General features: G+C 74.9%; 13 protein-coding genes. All 13 read right to left on the bottom strand.

Annotation, left to right across the window (positions count from 1 at the left end; translation table 11 throughout):
- Positions 1-2: 2 nt before the first annotated feature.
- A complete protein-coding gene (gene gatB / locus AC1Q5D_RS08225) occupies positions 3-1,517 on the bottom strand; it encodes an Asp-tRNA(Asn)/Glu-tRNA(Gln) amidotransferase subunit GatB (RefSeq protein WP_481738101.1) in 1,515 nt (504 codons plus the stop codon).
- 2 nt (positions 1,518-1,519) lie between these two features.
- A complete protein-coding gene (gene gatA, locus AC1Q5D_RS08220; protein WP_481738100.1) occupies positions 1,520-3,067 on the bottom strand; it encodes an Asp-tRNA(Asn)/Glu-tRNA(Gln) amidotransferase subunit GatA in 1,548 nt (515 codons plus the stop codon).
- 3 nt (positions 3,068-3,070) lie between these two features.
- A complete protein-coding gene (gene gatC, locus AC1Q5D_RS08215) occupies positions 3,071-3,367 on the bottom strand; it encodes an Asp-tRNA(Asn)/Glu-tRNA(Gln) amidotransferase subunit GatC (protein ID WP_481738099.1) in 297 nt (98 codons plus the stop codon).
- Between the two features lie 94 nt (positions 3,368-3,461).
- On the bottom strand, positions 3,462-3,983 hold the full coding sequence (locus AC1Q5D_RS08210) for a GNAT family N-acetyltransferase (RefSeq protein ID WP_481738098.1): 522 nt from the start codon (positions 3,981-3,983) through the stop codon (positions 3,462-3,464).
- Positions 3,980-4,771 carry an inositol monophosphatase family protein gene (locus AC1Q5D_RS08205; protein ID WP_481738097.1) on the bottom strand — a complete coding sequence of 264 codons (792 nt, stop codon included), beginning with the start codon at positions 4,769-4,771 and terminating at the stop codon, positions 3,980-3,982. The genes AC1Q5D_RS08210 and AC1Q5D_RS08205 overlap by 4 nt, the downstream gene beginning before the upstream one ends.
- On the bottom strand, positions 4,768-7,131 hold the full coding sequence (gene ligA / locus AC1Q5D_RS08200) for an NAD-dependent DNA ligase LigA (protein WP_481738096.1): 2,364 nt from the start codon (positions 7,129-7,131) through the stop codon (positions 4,768-4,770). The genes AC1Q5D_RS08205 and ligA overlap by 4 nt, the downstream gene beginning before the upstream one ends.
- A gap of 65 nt (positions 7,132-7,196) precedes the next feature.
- The gene (locus AC1Q5D_RS08195; RefSeq protein WP_481738095.1) at positions 7,197-7,898 is read right to left on the bottom strand and encodes a hypothetical protein; all 702 of its coding nucleotides are present in this window, start codon (positions 7,896-7,898) and stop codon (positions 7,197-7,199) included.
- 43 nt (positions 7,899-7,941) lie between these two features.
- The gene (locus AC1Q5D_RS08190; RefSeq protein WP_481738094.1) at positions 7,942-9,483 is read right to left on the bottom strand and encodes a serine/threonine-protein kinase; all 1,542 of its coding nucleotides are present in this window, start codon (positions 9,481-9,483) and stop codon (positions 7,942-7,944) included.
- A complete protein-coding gene (locus AC1Q5D_RS08185; RefSeq protein ID WP_481738093.1) occupies positions 9,480-11,063 on the bottom strand; it encodes an FHA domain-containing protein in 1,584 nt (527 codons plus the stop codon). The genes AC1Q5D_RS08190 and AC1Q5D_RS08185 overlap by 4 nt, the downstream gene beginning before the upstream one ends.
- A complete protein-coding gene (locus AC1Q5D_RS08180; protein WP_481738092.1) occupies positions 11,060-11,863 on the bottom strand; it encodes a PP2C family protein-serine/threonine phosphatase in 804 nt (267 codons plus the stop codon). Before AC1Q5D_RS08180 ends, AC1Q5D_RS08185 begins: the two co-directional genes overlap by 4 nt.
- On the bottom strand, positions 11,860-12,936 hold the full coding sequence (locus AC1Q5D_RS08175) for an RDD family protein (RefSeq protein ID WP_481738091.1): 1,077 nt from the start codon (positions 12,934-12,936) through the stop codon (positions 11,860-11,862). Before AC1Q5D_RS08175 ends, AC1Q5D_RS08180 begins: the two co-directional genes overlap by 4 nt.
- 3 nt (positions 12,937-12,939) lie before the next feature.
- A complete protein-coding gene (locus tag AC1Q5D_RS08170) occupies positions 12,940-15,339 on the bottom strand; it encodes a transglutaminase TgpA family protein (protein ID WP_481738090.1) in 2,400 nt (799 codons plus the stop codon).
- Positions 15,336-16,733, bottom strand: a complete 1,398-nt coding sequence (locus AC1Q5D_RS08165) for a DUF58 domain-containing protein (protein WP_481738089.1) — start codon at positions 16,731-16,733, stop codon at positions 15,336-15,338. The genes AC1Q5D_RS08170 and AC1Q5D_RS08165 overlap by 4 nt, the downstream gene beginning before the upstream one ends.
- Between the last annotated feature and the right edge of the window lie 12 nt (positions 16,734-16,745).

Here is a 16,745-nt window from a genome sequence, read left to right as displayed (position 1 = left end):
GGTCAGCCCTGGACGCCGAGCTTCTCCAGGACGATCTCGCGCACGCGGCCGGCGTCGGCCTGGCCGCGCGTGGCCTTCATGACCGGGCCGATCAGGGCGCCGATCGCCTGGACCTTGCCGCCCTTGATCTTCTCGACGACGTCCGGCATGGCGGCCATCGCGTCGTCGATCGCGGCGCCGAGCGCGGAGTCGTCGCTGACGACGGCGAGGCCGCGCTTCTCGACGACCTCCGTGGGCGTCCCCTCCCCGGCGAGCACGTGCTCGAGGACCTGGCGGGCGATCTTGTCGTTGATCTTCTTGCCCTCGATGAGGCCGTTGAGCTCGACGATGGTCGCGGGCTCGACGCCCAGGTCGGCGGGGTCCTTCTCCGCGTTCTTCGCGAGGCGGGAGATCTCGCCCATCCACCACTTGCGGGCCACGGCGGGCGTGGTGCCCGCGGCGATGGTCTCCTCGATCTGGTCCATCAGCCCGGCGTTGACCACGTCGCGGAACTCGGCGTCGGAGTAGCCCCAGTCGGCCTTGAGCCGCTTGCGGCGCTCGGCCGGAGGCTCCGGCAGGCGGGCCCGGAGCTCCTCGATCCACTCGGCGGTGGTGACGACGGGGACGAGGTCCGGCTCCGGGAAGTACCGGTAGTCGTCCGCGTCGGACTTCGGGCGGCCCGACGTCGTGGTCCGCGTGTCCTCGTGCCAGTGCCGGGTCTCCTGCACGACCCGCTCCCCCGCGTCCAGGACGCCGGCGTGGCGCTGGATCTCGAAGCGCACCGCGTGCTCGACGGAGCGCAGCGAGTTCACGTTCTTCGTCTCGGAGCGGATCCCGAAGACCTGGGCGCCCCGCGGCATGAGCGAGACGTTGGCGTCGCAGCGGACGTTGCCGCGCTCCATGCGCGCGTCGGAGACGCCGAGGTTCTTGACGATCTCGCGGATGGCGGCGACGTACGCGCGGGCCAGCTCGGGCGCGCGCTTGCCGGCGCCGACGATCGGCTTGGTGACGATCTCGATCAGCGGCACGCCGGCGCGGTTGTAGTCGACCAGCGAGTAGTCGGCGCCCTGGATGCGGCCGGCGGCCCCGCCCATGTGGGTGAGCTTCCCGGCGTCCTCCTCCATGTGGGCGCGCTCGATCTCGATGCGGAAGACCTCCCCGTCCTCCAGCTCGATGTCCAGCCACCCGTCGTGGGCGATCGGGTCCTCGTACTGGGAGGTCTGGAAGTTCTTCGGGGTGTCCGGGTAGAAGTAGTTCTTCCGGGCGAACCCGCAGCGCTCGGCGATCTGGCAGTTCAGCGCCAGGCCAATCAGGATCGCGGACTCGACGGCGGCCTTGTTCACCACCGGCAGGACGCCGGGAAGGCCCAGGTCCACCGGCGAGACGTTGGTGTTGGGCTCGTCGCCGAACGCGTTCGGCGCGGCGGAGAACATCTTGGTCTTGGTGTTCAGCTCCACGTGGACCTCGAAGCCGAGGACCGGGTCGTAGCGGTCCAGGGCCTCGTCGAAGTCCACCAGGGTCTCGGTCGTGGCGGCCATGGCTAGGCGGCACCTCCCTCGTGTGCGGCGGCCAGCTCGGGCGCCTGGTTGATCAGGGGCGCGCCCCAGGCGTCCTCGAGGAGCTTCTCGAGGGCGGCGCCGACGCGGTAGAGGCGGGCGTCCTCGCGGGCCGGGGCGAGGAACTGGATGCCCACCGGCAGGCCCTCGGAGAGGCCGCCGGGCACGGTGATGCCCGGGATGCCGGCGAGGTTCGCCGGGATGGTGGCCACGTCGTTGAGGTACATCGCCATCGGGTCCTCGAGCTTCTCGCCAAGGCCGAACGCGACGGTCGGGGACGTCGGCGAGACGAGCACGTCCGCCTGCGAGAACGCGGTGTCGAAGTCGCGCTGCACGAGCGTGCGCACCTTCTGGGCGGAGCCGTAGTAGGCGTCGTAGTAGCCCGCGGAGAGCGCGTACGTGCCGAGGATGATGCGCCGCTTGACCTCGTCGCCGAAGCCGGCGGCGCGGGTGGCGCCCATGACGCGCTCGATCGTCAGCGGGGGCTCCGTGGGGAGCACGCGGTTCCCGTAGCGGACGCCGTCGAACTTCGCGAGGTTGGAGGAGACCTCCGAGGGCATGATCAGGTAGTAGGCGCCCAGCGCGTACTGGAAGTTCGGGCAGGAGACCTCGACGACGTCGGCGCCGGCGCCGCGCAGCAGCTCGAGCGCCTCCTCGAACCGGGCCTGGACGCCGGGCTGGTAGCCCTCGCCCTGCAGCTCGCGCACGAGGCCGACGCGCACGCCGGAGAGGTCGCCGGCCGCGCCCTGGCGGGCGGCGTCGACGAGCGCGGGGACCGGGTCGTCCAGCGACGTGGAGTCGCGGGGGTCGTGGCCCCCGATGAGCTCGTGCAGCAGCGCCGAGTCCAGCACGGTGCGGGAGACGGGGCCGATCTGGTCCAGCGAGGAGGCCATGGCGATCGCGCCGTAGCGGGAGACGCCCCCGTACGTGGGCTTCACGCCGACCGTGCCCGTGACGGCGCCGGGCTGGCGGATGGATCCGCCCGTGTCCGTGCCGAGTGCCAGCGGGGCCTCGAAGGAGGCCACCGCCGCGGCGGACCCGCCCCCGGAGCCGCCGGGGATGCGGTCCAGGTCCCACGGGTTGCGGGTGGGGCCGAACGCGGAGTGCTCCGTGGAGGAGCCCATCGCGAACTCGTCGAGGTTCGTCTTGCCGAGCATCGGCAGCTTGGCCGCGCGGATCTTCTCGATCACCGTCGCGTCGTACGGGCTCATCCAGCCCTCGAGCATCTTCGACGCCGCCGTCGTGGGCTGGCCCTTGGTGACGATGAGGTCCTTGATGGCGATCGGGACGCCGGCCAGCGGGTGGAGGGCCTCGGCCTCCGGGCCGCCGGCGGCCCGGATGGCATCGACCTCGGCCGCGACGGCGAGGGCCTCCTCCGCGTTGACGTGGAGGAACGCATTGAGCCCGCGCTCGCCTCCGTCGACCTCGGCGATGCGGTCGAGGTGCGCCTGGACGGCTTCGGTGGAGGTCGTCTCGCCGGCGCGCAGCTTGGCGGCCAGGTCGGCCGCGGAGAGCTTCAGGATCGGGTTCACGGGCTACTCCCCCTCCAGGATCGCGGGGACCTTGAAGCGGCCGTCGGCGGCGTCCGGCGCCATGGCGAGTGCCTCCTCGTTGGTCAGCGTCTCGCCGACGACGTCCTCGCGGAAGACGTTCTTCAGCGGAATCGGGTGGCTGGTGGCGGGGACCTCGGGCCCGGCCGCCTCGCTCACGGTGGCGATGGCGTCGACGATCACGGACAGCTCGCCGGTCATCTTCTCCAGCTCGGCCCCGCTCATCTCGATGTGGGCCAGCCGCGCCAGGTGCGCGACGTCCTCACGGGTGATTGCAGACATGTGTCTCCCGGATCGGGTGTGGTGGTATCGGCCCAAGTCTAATGCGGTGGCGCGCGCCGGGCGGCAGCCGCCGGTCCCCGGCGAACCGGCCGCGTCAGACCCCGTCCAGCCGCTTGACGTAGACGACGAGCCGGATGTCCGTGCCCGGGACGAGCCAGTCCCGGTCGGGCGCGTGCTCGAAGCCCTCCGACGCGTACAGCCGGCGGGGCCCCGACCAGACCTCGCCCGTGGTGAGGCTCACGGCCCGCACGCCGTCGAGGGCGCGGGCCCGGTCGACGACGGCGCGGACCAGGGCCCGGCCGGCCCCGGAGCCCTGGACGGCGGGATCGACGGCGAGCATCCGGAACTCCAGCTCGTCCTCGCGCGCGATGTCGGCGTACTCGCTGCCGTGCCGGACCAGGGTCACGGCCCCGACGACGTCGCCCGCGAACTCGACGACGAGGATCTCGGCGTGCCGGTGCCGCTCGGCGACGCGGGCGATGTGCTCCAGGTACGGCGAGGCGGGGTCGAAGTGCCCCGTCGCGGTGTAGGCGGCGACCGTCAGCCGGGCGATGTCGGCGTGGTCCTCCGGCCGGGCGTGGCGGACGACGACGGCGGCCCTGCCGCGTCCGCTCACGGGTGGGCGGAGTCGTCGGGGAGCCGGTCGAAGCCGAAGCGCCCGGCCGCGGACCAGCCGGGCGTCCGCACCGGGCGCAGCACGGGGACCCCGGCCTCCTCGGCGACGAGCGCGGCGGCCGACCAGTCGTGGACCTGCGTCCCGTACTCCGCGTAGCCGTCCAGGGTCCCGTCGGCCACGAGACACAGGTCCAGGGCCGCCGAACCCAGCCGGCGGATGTTGGCGAACCCGGGCATCAGGTCCTGCAGGGCGCCGACCTGGAACGCCCGGCGGGGCGCGTCGTAGCCGAAGCCGGTGGCCAACAGCGGGCCGTCGGTCTCCGGGTCCGGGCCGGCCAGGCGCACGGGGGCGCCGCCGTCGTCCGCCCGCCACGCGCCGCCACCGGCGGAGGCCCAGTAGGCGCGGCGCAGCGCCGGCGCCTCGACGGCGCCGGCCAGCCACGTCCCGTCCGGGGCCGCGACGGCGACGGACGTGCAGTAGAAGGGGATGCCGCGCACGAAGTTCGTGGTCCCGTCGAGCGGGTCGATCGACCACGTGTAGCCCGTCGGCTCGTCCGGGACCGTGGACCCGTACTCCTCGCCGGTGATGGCGTCCCGGGGCCGGGCGGCGGCAATCGCGTCGCGGACGGCGAGCTCGGCCCGGCGGTCGAAGTCGGTGACCCAGTCGCCGCCGCCGCTCTTCGTGTCGGTGGCGACGCGGCCGGCGGGCCGGGCGGCGAGGACCGCGGCGCCGGCGGTGGCCGCGGCGCGGGCGATGGCGAGCAGGTCGTTCGGGGCGGGGGTGGTCATTCGGTCTCCTGCGCGGGTGCGGTGTCGGGTGCGGTGCCGTCGGGGTCGGGGCCGGCGGCGGGTTCGGCGCCGTCGTCCCCCGCGGGGGCCGCGACGGCGTCGGGGCCCCCGGACAGCAGCGCCTTGAAGCCGTCCTCGTCCAGGACGGGCACGCCGAGGGAGACGGCCTTGTCGTACTTCGAGCCGGCGGAGTCGCCGGCCACGACGTAGTGGGTCTTCTTCGACACCGACCCGGAGGCCTTGCCGCCCCGGGCGATGATGGCCTCCTTGGCCTCGTCGCGGCTGAAGTCCTCGAGGCTGCCGGTGACGACGACGGTCAGGCCCTCGAGGGTCCGGGCGATCGAGGCGTCGCGCTCGTCGGCCAGGCGCACGCCGGCGGCCTGCCAGGCGTCGACGATCTCCCGGTGCCAGTCGATGGAGAACCACTCGATGAGGGCGTCCGCGATCGTGGTGCCGACGCCGTCGACGTCGGCCAGCTTCTCGCGGGCGTCCTCCGCGGACACGGCGGCGCGGATCGCGTCCATGGAGCCGTAGTGCGTGGCCAGCGCGCGGGAGGCGGTGGGGCCGACGTAGCGGATGGACAGCGCGACCAGCGCCCGCCACAGCGGCTGCGCCTTCGCCTTCTCCAGCTCGTTGAACAGCTTCTGGGTGTTCGCGGTCGGCGCGGACGGCTTCTTCGCGGTGCCCTTCGTGTAGAAGTACGGAACGAGCTCGAACACGCCCGTGCCCTCGCCCTTGGTGCGCTTTTCGCGCCACACCTTCACGTCGGCGAGGGCCTCGCGCAGGGAGGGGTCGGGATTGCCGGCGGCGAGGTCGAACACCTGGGCCTCGTTGGTGATGACCCCGGGGCCGGAGGGCCGGACGGTTCCCCCGTGCCCGGCGGGGTCCGGCCCGGGGCCGGTCGTCAGTGCCAGGGCGGCCTCGTCGCCGAGGGCCTCGATGTCGAACCCGCCGCGCGAGGCCAGGTGGGCGACGCGCTCGGTCAGCTGCGCAGGGCAGGTGCGGGCGTTGGGGCAGCGGATGTCCACGTCGCCCTCCTTGGCCGGCTTGAGCTCGGTGCCGCAGGACGGGCAGTGGGTAGGCATGACGAACTCGCGCAGCTCGTCCTCGCGCCCCTCCCGCAGCGGCAGGACCGGCCCCACGATCTCGGGGATGACGTCGCCGGCCTTGCGCAGGATGACGGTGTCGCCGATGAGCACGTTCTTCGCCTTGACGACGTCGGCGTTGTGCAGGGTGGCCATCTCCACGGTGGACCCGGCGACCTTCACCGGCTCCATCACGCCGTACGGGGTGACCCGGCCGGTGCGGCCCACGTTGACGCGGATGTCCAGCAGCCGGGTGTGCACCTCCTCGGGCGGGTACTTGTACGCGGCCGCCCAGCGGGGAACGCGGGACGTGTACCCGAGAGCGCGCTGGATCGCGAAGGAGTCCGCCTTGATGACGATCCCGTCGATCTCGTGCACGAGGCTGTGCCGCTTGTCGCCGTGTTCGCGGACGTAGTCGAGGATGCCGTCCAGGTCCTTGGCGGTGCGGGAATACGGCGAGACGGGCAGGCCCCAGGAGGCCAGGAGGTCGTAGGTCTCCGACTGGGAGCCGGCGGCCAGGTCGCCGCGTTCCCCGATGCCGTGGACGAACATGTCCAGCGGCCGCTTGGCGGTTTGGGCGGGGTCCTTCTGCCGCAGGGACCCGGCGGCCGCGTTGCGCGGGTTCGCGAGCTGGGGCTTGCCCTCGGCGACCAGGGCCTCGTTGAACTCCCGGAAGCGGTCCGAGGGGAAGAAGATCTCGCCGCGGACCTCGACCTCCGCGGGCCACCCCTGCCCGGAGAGCTCCGTGGGGATGGTCTTGATGGTGAGCACGTTGTGGGTGACGTCCTCGCCGGTGGTGCCGTCGCCGCGGGTGGCGGCGCGCACCAGCTTGCCGTCGCGGTAGAGCAGGTTCACGGCCAGGCCGTCGATCTTCACCTCGCACAGCCAGCGCAGGGCCTCCCGGGGGGCCCGCTCGGCGGCGTTCGCCGTCGCGCGCTCGACCCAGGCGGTCAGCTCCTCGACGGAGAACACGTCCTCGAGGGAGTACATGCGGCTGAGGTGGCTCACGGGGGCGAACGCCGCGGAGACCTCCCCACCGACCTCCTGGGTGGGCGAGTCGTTGGAGACGATCTCGGGGTGCAGCTGCTCGAGCTCCTGGAGCCGTTGGAACAACCCGTCGAACTCGGCGTCGGAGACGAGCGGGCTGTCCTCGACGTAGTAGGCGACCCGGTGGCGGCGCACGTCTTCGACGAGCTGCTCGTACTCCTCGCGGACCGCGTCGGACGGGATGGCTTCGGCCGGCGGGTCGACCGGGGACTCGTTTGCGGTGGTCACCGGTCCATCATTGCACCGTCGCGGCGCCGGACCGCAGTCCGGCGGGTCCGGCGGGGCGCCGGCCCTCAGTCCTCCGAGGCGGGCCCGACGTCCAGCAGCGGCAGGTCGGCCGGGGTGACGAGGTGGCTGGTCACGGCGTGCTCGACCAGCCGGGCACGGCGGTTGGTCGCGAGCTTCCCGACGCCGCCGCGCAGGCCGGCCACGCCGGACTTGTCCAGCTTGTCGCAGACGTTGTCCAGCTTGCGGTTGAACTTGGTCAGGGGCCAGCCCAGCCGGGCGGCCGCCTGGCCGGAGGACGGCAGCGAGCTCAGCCCGGTGCCGTCGCGGCGGAGCATCGGCTCGGCGAGCGCGACGACGAGCGCGCGCTGCGACTCCGTCAGCAGGACCGGCCCGATGGTCGTCTCGCCGTCGCCGCCGGCGGCACTCCACTCCTGCCGGAACGCGGGCGCCGTCACGTGGACGCCGAACTCGTAGGTGGTCGGTCCGGCGGTGAACACCACGGTCGTGTCGCTGAACACGAGCGGGATCCTCGCCCCGGGGGCGAGCCACGCCTGCAGGCCGCCGGTGGAGTCGGCGATCGTGGCGGACAGCCGGGAGCCCACGTTGGAGAGCCACCAGATGCCGTCCTGGTCCGACACGGTGAGGAACCGCCGGTGCAGGTACGGGTTGTCGTCGATCTCCAGGTCGCCCTCGCGGCCGATGCCGAACACCTCGCCGGGCGCCACGGGGAACCACTCCCCGCAGAAGTCGATGCTCACGGAATCCATGGGTCCTCCCCCTGTCTCCGCCGGGCCCCCGCCCGGCACACTGCTAGTCGCCGGCACAGTACCTGGCCGGGTCGGACGCGGCCCCGCTGGCGCGCACGGTGTACACCTCGACGCACGTCTGGCCGTCGCCGGCGTCGGGGACCCGGGCCTCGGGCACCTCGACCGTGCGGTACTCGCCGGTCTCGGTGACCGTGACCGGCGCCCAGCGGTAGGTGTCGCCGCGCTGCGGGTCCGGGTTGGTCCACGCCACGAGCACGGCGTCCCCCGCCGCCTTCGCGGTGAAGCCGGTGGGCTGCGGCACGGCCCCCTCCAGCCCGGCCAGCGCGTCCGCCGGGCCCTGCGAGAGGACCGGGCCGGTCGACGGGGTCGCGTCCTCCCGGGGGGCCAGCACCGCGTTGGCGACCACGGCGCCCGCCACCCCCGCGACGGCGAGGACGCCGATGCCGGCGACGAGGACCGCGGGGAACCGCTGGCGCGGGGCGTCCCCGGCGGGGGCCTCCTGCGGGACGGGAGGGACCCAGGCCGGGCCCGTCCCGGTGTCCTCCGCCGGCCGGCGGTGCGGCCTGGCGCCAGGCAGGGCCCCGTCGGCCAGCCGCCCGCGCATCAGGGTCTCGGCGCCGTCGGGTTCGCCGGGCGCGGGGTCGATCGAGACGACCTGCCGGACGCGGGTGGCCTCCCCGTCCTCCTCCGGCGCGTCGGCCGGGCCGGCCGGCGCCTCCCCGAGCACCTCGAACGGCGTCACGGACAGGCCGAGCTCGGCCTGGACCCGCTGCAGGGCGAGCGCCAGCTGTTGGGCGGAGGCGAACCGCGCGCCGGGGTCCTTGGCCATGGCCGTGGCGAGGGTCTGTTCCAGGGGCGGTGGCACGTCCGCGCGGTGCAGCGGCGGCAGGGGCGTGTTGGCGATCCGGTTGACCAGCTCGCGCTGCGAGTTGTCGGCGCCGGGGCGGACGAACGGGGAGCGTCCCGCCAGCAGGGTGTAGAGCGTGGCGCCGAGCGACCACACGTCCATGCGCACCCCGCTGGCGGTCTCCCCGGAGAACGCCTCGGGCGGCGACCAGGGGATGGACAGCCCGGCCTCGTCGTCGAGCGCGTCGGTGGTCCCGGAGATTCCGAAGTCGGTCAGGGCCGGCCGGTTGTAGTCGGTCACGAGGATGTTGGCGGGCTTGATGTCCCGGTGCACGATGCCGGCCCGGTGCGCGGTCTCCACCGCGGAAGCGACCTGGATGCCGACGGACAGGACCTCGTCCGCCCCGAGCCGCGAGCGCCGGTAGCGCACGTCCAGGCTGGGCCGGGAGCAGTACTCCATCGCGAGGTACGAGTGGCCGCCGGCCGTCACGTCCGCCTCGTAGATGGTCACGATGTACGGGTGGGAGGACAGCTGGGCCATCAGGTTGGCCTCGGACTCGAACCGCCGGCGGGCGCCTTCGGTCTTCAGGTCCGAGAGCAGCACCTTGACGGCGACCCGGCGCCGCGGTCGGTCCTGCTCGTACAGGTACACGTTGGAGAACCCCCCGGACCCGAGCAGCGACACGTAGCGGTAGCCGTCGATCTCCGGAGGCGGCGCGGGCGGGCGGCGCATGCTCACGGCAGGCCCTCGAAGCGCAGGGAGACGCCGTCGCCGAGGTCGGCGATGTCGCCGTCGAGCAGCAGCATGGACTCGCCCCGGCCCAGCCGCCGGGGCGCCTGCCCCTGGCGGATGAGCACGGTGCCGTTCGTGGCCTCCAGGTCCACGAGGAGCACGTGCCAGTCCTCGAGCCGGACCTCCAGGTGGGAGCGCGAGATGTCCCCGCTGGGGCTCTTGACCTGCACGACGCGTGGCATCGTGCCGGAGGGCATCCGCGCGACCGAGGGCTGCCGACCGACGACGGCGGAGCGGTCCAGCGCGATCCGTTCGCCGGAGGAGACCACCATGGCCCCCAGGGCCGGCCGCCGGACCTGGACCGTGTCCGGCCCGAGCCCCTGGCCGCAGCGCTGGCACGACGACGCCGTCGGCGGGTTCGCATGCCCCTCCGGGCACGTGCGGGCGAGGACCTGCGGACCCGTCGCCGGAGACGGGGCCGAGGCCGCGGTGCCGGGCACGCCCGGCGCGGGACCGCCGGCCGCCAGGCCGGAGCGCAGGACCGTGGTGCCGTCGTGGTCGCCGGGGGCGCCCGATACGGCGGAGGCGGGAGCCGTGGGGGCGGCCCCGGCCGGCCCCGGCTGCCCCTGGCCCGCGGCGTCGGCGGCCTCGCGTTCGGCGCGCAGCCACGGAACCGAGTCGATCAGTCCCGCCCCCGCGGCGGGCGGCCCTTCCGCGGGCGCGGACTCCGGTCCCTGCGGCCCGTCCGCCGGGGGCGCCGACGCGGGCGCGGGGCGGCGGGGCGTGAGGATGGTGTGCTCGTCCTCGGCCTCCTCCGCCGAGGCCAGGGTCGCCTCCGGGGAATCGCCCGCCGCGCCGCCGATGGTCGCCGCGGAGTCGGCCTCCGCGGCGGAGCCGGCCCCCGCGCCAGGCACGGCCTCCCCGTCGGGCTCCTCCCCCGGGCCGGGGGCGTCCTGCCGGCCGGGAACGTCCCCCGCGTCGGGCGGCGTCCCCGATCCGGCGGCACGCGGGCCCCGGTCCCCGGCGGGCAGCGGGGCGGTCGGACCGTGTCCCGGGACGGGCTCGGTGGTGGTGCCGGCCGCCTCCGCGCCCGGCGTGGCCGGGGCGCCGAGCGGCTCGATCTCCGCCTCCCCGCAGGCGGAGGGCAGGACGGCCTCGAGGCGGCCGAAGCGCACGGCGCCCTCCAGGAGGGGAAGGCGGGCGCCGCCGTCGTCCTCCGCGCCGTCGACGGCGACGGTCACGGACTCCTGGCGCGCCAGCCGGCGCTCGACCCACGTGGTGACGCCGGTCCCGGCGGCGTGCGTGCCAACCTCGCGGCCGTGGGCAGCCAGGGAGACCGGCCCGCGCAGGATGACGTGCAGGTCCTCGTCGAGGGCGAGCAGCGCGAACGGCGGCAGCCCAGTCAGCGCCAGCCCGTGCCCCTGGAGCACGGCGGCGAGCAGCGTCTCGACGGACGGGCCCTCCGCCAACGCCTCCCAGAGCCGTTCGGCATCGGCCGGCCCGGCCTCAGGCGGCAGGAGGACGGCGTGTCCGTTGCGGACCAGGGCCAGCCACGGCCCGGGCGCGTACGTGATGGCGGCCCTCACCGGCCCTCCCCCCGGGGTTGGGTGTCGCCGTCGTCCGCGCGGGGAGCCGTGTCTGCGTGGCCGGCGTCGGGGTGCGCATCGGCGATGTCGACGACGACGACCGTGATGTTGTCACGCCCACCCGCCCGGAGGGCGGCGTCGACGAGCGCGTCGACGGCGGCCTGCGGCCGGGCGTGGGCGCGCAGGAGCTGCTCGAGGTCGGCGTCGAGGACCTCGCCGGTGAGCCCGTCGGAGCAGATCAGCAGGCGGTCCCCGTGCCGCACGGGAAGCATCCAGAAGTCGGCGGCGCTCGCGTCCCCGGTGCCCAGGGCGCGCGTGATCACGTGGCGGCGCGGGTGCCGGATGGCCTCCTCCGCGGTGATCCGCCCCGACTCGACCAGCTCCTGGACCTCGGAGTGGTCGACGGTGACCTGCTCGAGCCCCTCGGGGCCGAGGACGTACGTGCGGGAGTCGCCCACGTTGAAGACGAGCCAGTACGGCGCGTCGCCCTCCCACACGAGGGCGGCCCCGGTCACGGTGGTGCCGGCCCGGGAGCCGGCGGCGTCCCGGATCGCCCGGTCGGCCCGGACCATCAGCTCCTGGAGCCACTCGGCCGTCAACTGGCCCGCGGCCTCCTGCTGCCCCTCGGCCAGGGTCTGGACGCAGAGGCTGGAGGCGACCTCGCCGGCCTCGTGGCCGCCCATCCCGTCGGCGACGGCGAAGAGGTGGTGGTGCGCCACGAACGCGTCCTCGTTCAGCTCGCGGCGCAGCCCGCGGTCGGAGGCGAAGCCGTAGTCGAGGCGGAAGTCGTCGCCGCTCACCGGCGCTCGACCCGGAAGAAGCGGTCCCCGAAGTGCACGGTGTCCCCAAAGACGGCCCGCTGGGCGTGGCCGGCGGCGAGCTCGGCACGCGTCCCGCCGGCGGGCTCGATCGCCGAGCCGTTGGTCGAGTTGCGGTCGGTGACCCAGACGCCGGAGGGGTCGGCGGCCAGGTGCAGGTGGGTCTTGGACACGGAGCGGCCCATGTCGGCGTAGTTGAAGAGCGAGTCGACCCGCTCGCCGTCGCGGGCGGCCGGGTTGCGGCCCACGAGCGCGGCACCCTCGAGGTCGAGGACCTGGCCGTCGTCGAAGACCAGGCGGGCGGCCGCCGGGGACGGGATGGACGGGCGCAGCTGGGTGCTCCCGTGCTCCGCGTCGGGGTCGCCCGGGGCCGCGGCTCGTGCGGGGGCCGCGGTAGGGGAGGTTGCGGGCGCGGCGCCCGGGACCGTGCTGATCGGTCCCCCGCCGGCCGGCGCGAGGGCGGGCCACTCGGTGGCCGTCGCAGGCGCGGTGCCGGGCTGCCCGCCGAAGCCGGTCTGCCCGGCAGCCGCGGCGTCCGGGGCGAACGCCGCGGGGCCGTAGAGGCCGCCGGTCCGGATGGGGTTCCGGCCCTGGCGGATGTCGACGACGAGCGTGTGCGCCGCCTTGTCGTGCCAGCCCTGGCGCTGGTGGTTCCCGTCCCACAGGTTGGAGACGAGGACGACGACCGGGCCTGCCACGGGCACGATGCCCGAGAGCCAGAGGATGAACCGGCGGACGAAGGACTTCCCCCATCCCGGGGCGAACCCGTCCTCGTCGGCCGTGCGCAGGCCGAGGGCGAGGTTGCCCGGGCTGTTGCCGGTGGTCGCCTCCCACGCCAGGACGGCGAGCGCGTAGGCGAGCTGGAACGCCAGGAGCGCGACGGTGGCGCCCACGAGTCCGGCGGGCGCTCCGGGGCCGGCCGGCGGCCCGAAGAGGGAGTCCGCGGCGGCTCCCGTGAACACGAGCGAGGCCAGCACCAGCGGCGCGGCGTCCAGCACGCCGGCCGCGAGCCGCTTCCCAGCGGTCGCGTTGACCAGGTTCATCGTTGGTGCCAACTGCTACTCCTTGTGACTGGCTGCCGGGTCTACTCTACGGAACCGCGGCGCGCCGGGCGTCCCCCGCCGTGCCGCGAGCCGGGCCGTTGCCTCCTGGATGAGGGAGCGCGGCGAATACCTGCCCCGCATCCGCTTCCAGAAGCCGACCGACGAGCTCATTCCGGCCAGCTGCTCGTCGACCAGGTTCCAGTAGTCGGCCACCTGGGCCTCGGTCGGCTCGTCCGTGCCGAAGACGACGGCGTCGGCCCGGTGTGCCAGCTGCACCACGGTGCCCTGCGAGGCCGGGAAGTCGGCGCCGAGGGCGCGGGCGTTCTCGCGCCGCGTGTGGCGGGCGTCCGGCCGGGCGCCGAGGTCCGTGGCGAGGCTGACGACCTCGCTCCAGCCCCCGCTGACCCGCTGGCCGGCCGGCCCGGTCCCGTGCCGCCGGCGCCGCCGGCGGGTCTTCAGCCAGGCGACGAGCAGCAGCGGCAGCAAAAGGAGCCCGACCGGCACGAGGGCCAGGAGGACGGCCGTGATCAGCGGTCCCCAGACCGCCCAGAAGGGGCGGTCCTGCTCGTCGGGGTCCTGGGGGTCCGGTGCCGTCTCCGGGGGCAGCTTGGCCGGGTCCTGCGGTGGTGGCGGCGGCTGGAGCACCTGCGGCTGCGGGACCGACTGGGGCTCCTGCTGCGGCGGAACCGGCTCCTTGTCCTTGTCGGGGGTCGCGTCGAAGGACACCCACCCGACGTTCTCGAACGCGACCTCCACCCACGCGTGCACGTCGCCGCCGGTGATCTCCACCGTGCCGCCGGGGTTGTACTCCTCGGGGTAGAACCCCATGACGACGCGGGCCGGCATGCCCTGCTCCCGCGCCATGAGCGCCAGCGCGGTGGCGTACTGCTCGTCGTCGCCGATCATGTTCTCGGCGTCCAGCAGCGCGGCGATCCGGGCGGCGCCGTGGCCCGAGAGGCTCGGGACCTCGTTCTCCTTGCCGTTGGAGAAGTACCCGGAGGTCTTCAGGACCGTGGCCATGTTCTCCAGCCGTTCGGCCGCCGTCGTCCCGTCGCCGGCGTACTCGGTGGCCTTGCCGGCTACGACCTGCGGCACGTTGCCCGCCTCGGGCAGCTGGGCGTCGGAGAGGCCGAAGCCGGCCAGTTCCCGGTCCGGGATCCGGACGGGGAACGCGACGTCCGCCGTGTAGGTGTCGCCCTGCGCCAGCGGCACCGTGCTCAGTGCGGTCTCGAGGTCGGCGTTGTAGTACAGGGACCGGGACAGCACGTCCTCGCGGGGGCCGCCGAGGTCGACGCCCGCGAGCTTCCCGCCGCCGGGCACCCAGACCCCGGAGTACTCGCCGATGGTGATGCTCAGCGTGCCCGTCGCCCGCCGCGGGTCCTCCCCGGCGGCGCCGGCGATGGAGGTCGTGTCCCCGACCGGCGAGAAGTTCCCGCCCGAGCGCGGGTCGACGTTGTAGACGATCCCGTCGTAGGCCTCGAGCGCGGCGAGGCGCACGCGCTGGCCCTCCGGGAGGCCCCCGACGGTGAACAGGGTCTCGTCCGCCCGGTTCTTGGCGTAGTGGCGGAAGCGCATCAGCGGGCTCGGGTAGTCGTAGAGGTCCACGGGCGGGACGACGGCGTCGCGCAGCACGTGCCGGTCCCCCGCCGTCGTCACCGCCGGCGCCGCGACCGCGGTGAGCCCGCCGGCGACGGCCAGCACCACGGCGCCCAGGCCCAGCCGGCGCAGCCGGGTGCCGCGGGCGGCCGGGGCGGGCAGGGCGGCCGCGGGCGCGGACGCCGCCGCGAGGTCGGCGTGGCGGCGCCACGCGAGCCACACCACCAGCGCCAGCACGAGGGCGACGCCGCGCAGCACGGGCACCGGGGCGTCGGTCGTGCCGAAGCCGATGCCGACGACGAACATCGCGGCCACCGGCAGCACCGACCAGAACGGGTTCGCCAGCCGCCACGCCAGCAGCCCGGCCGCGGCCCCGGCGACGAGCGCGGCCAGGTACGGCACGACGAGCATCCCGCCCTGGGTGCCGACGGGCGGGGCGACCGTCAGCATGTCCTTCCAGGCCAGGACGATGCCGGCCAGGAGCGTGCGCAGCGAATCGAGGGTGGGGACGAACCCGGCGAGGGCCTCGCGCGGCGCGGCCAGCGGCGTGCCGGCCACGAGGTAGACGGCCAGGAGCAGGCCGGCCGTGCGGCCGATCCCCCAGCCCAGCCGGACGGACGCGTACGCCGCACCGAGGCCCAGGGCCGCGCCCCCCAGTCCGGCGGCGAGGTAGTGGCCGTTGCCGCCGAACGCGTGGTGCAGGCCGAGGACGTCCATGGCCAGCCCGGTGAACAGGCATCCGGCGTCGATCGCCGCGCGGGCCGGGGCCGTGCGGGCGGGGGCGCCGGCCCGGGCCGTGCCGGGACGGGCGGCGCTCATGCGGCGGCCTTCCGCAGGACCAGGCCCAGGTCGTTGAGGTCGCCCACCGTGACGACCGTCAGCTCCCCGATCGTGGCGCGCCCGGCGGACAGCCCCTGGCCGCAGCGCAGGGCGAAGGCCCGGACCCCGAACGGCACGTGGATGCTGGCCGCGCGCAGCTGCGTGGCGGTGGTGGCGGAACCGGTGACCAGGAAGAAGACGGAGGCGTTCGGAACGGCGTCGGCGGTGGTGCGGGTCAGCACCGTCGCGTCGGCCCGCTGCGGGCGGCCCTCGATCCGGGTCGCGTCGTCCAGCAGGTTCCGCCCGGTCTCCGTGCGCAGGGGCCCGTCCTGGGTGAGCAGCGCGAGCTTGCGCTGCTCGCGCACGGCCTGCAGCCCGATCGACGCGGCGGAGGAGACGGCCAGCTCGAAGTCGGCCTCCGACGCGTACTCGTGGGTGTTGGTGGACAGCGCGACGGCGAGGTGGGAGCGGCGGGTCTCCTCGAACTGGCGCACCATGAGCTCGCCCGTGCGCGCCGTGGTCTTCCAGTGGATGTGGCGCCGGTCGTCGCCGGCCACGTAGTCGCGCAGGGCGTGGAAGGACACGTCGGAGGAGGACAGGTCGCGGGTCGGCAGGCCCTCGAGGTCGCGGATGAAGCCGGAGCTGGACCCGTCGAGCCCGGCGGTGCGCGGGTGCACGAAGAGCTCCTCGGGCCCGGTCCAGCGGATCTGCCGGCGCAGGAGGGAGAAGGGGTCCTGGCGGACGGAGCGGACCGGCCCGACGACGATCACGGCCCGCCGCTGCGTGGGGATCGTGAACAGGTCCTCGTGCCGTTCCCCCGGGTGCAGGCGGGGCACCTCGAAGCGGGCGACCCCGGAGCCGACGGGCAGTTCCATGGCCGAGTGCGCCAGGGTCTTGCCCGCGGCGTTGGCGACCTCGAGCGCGCCGACGGCGCGGTCGCCGACGGCGACGCGGGTGCGCTGCAGGTCCAGCGCGACCTCGTAGACCGGCCGGCCCAGGACGAAGACGACCGCGATGGCCAGCAGCAGGGTGCCCATCAGCGCGCCCACCTTGGACTCCTGCCACCCGAACGCGGCCCCGAGCAGGGCGAGCCCGAGGACGGCGGCGGCCAGCAGCCGCCCCAGGGGCGAGACGATCCCCAGCACCGGGGCCGCGTACCGGTCCCACCAGCCACGGCCGCGGTCGGCGCCCGGCCGCAGGTAGAGCTCGGCGAGGCGCCCGGCCTCCGCCAGCAGCGGGGCGGGGTGGAGACGGGCCGCGACGGCGCGGCGCCGGGCGGCCGCGGCCCGCCGCACCCCGGCGGCCCGGCGGCGCGGCAGCCGGAGACGGCCGGCGCGGGGCCCGGGGCGGGCCCGCTCGGCGCGCCGGCCGGGGGTCTGGGTCGGAGTGCTCATGGGGGTGCTTTC

The organism is Arthrobacter paludis, from assembly GCF_056782315.1.
This window is presented reverse-complemented; position numbering and strand designations above follow the sequence as displayed.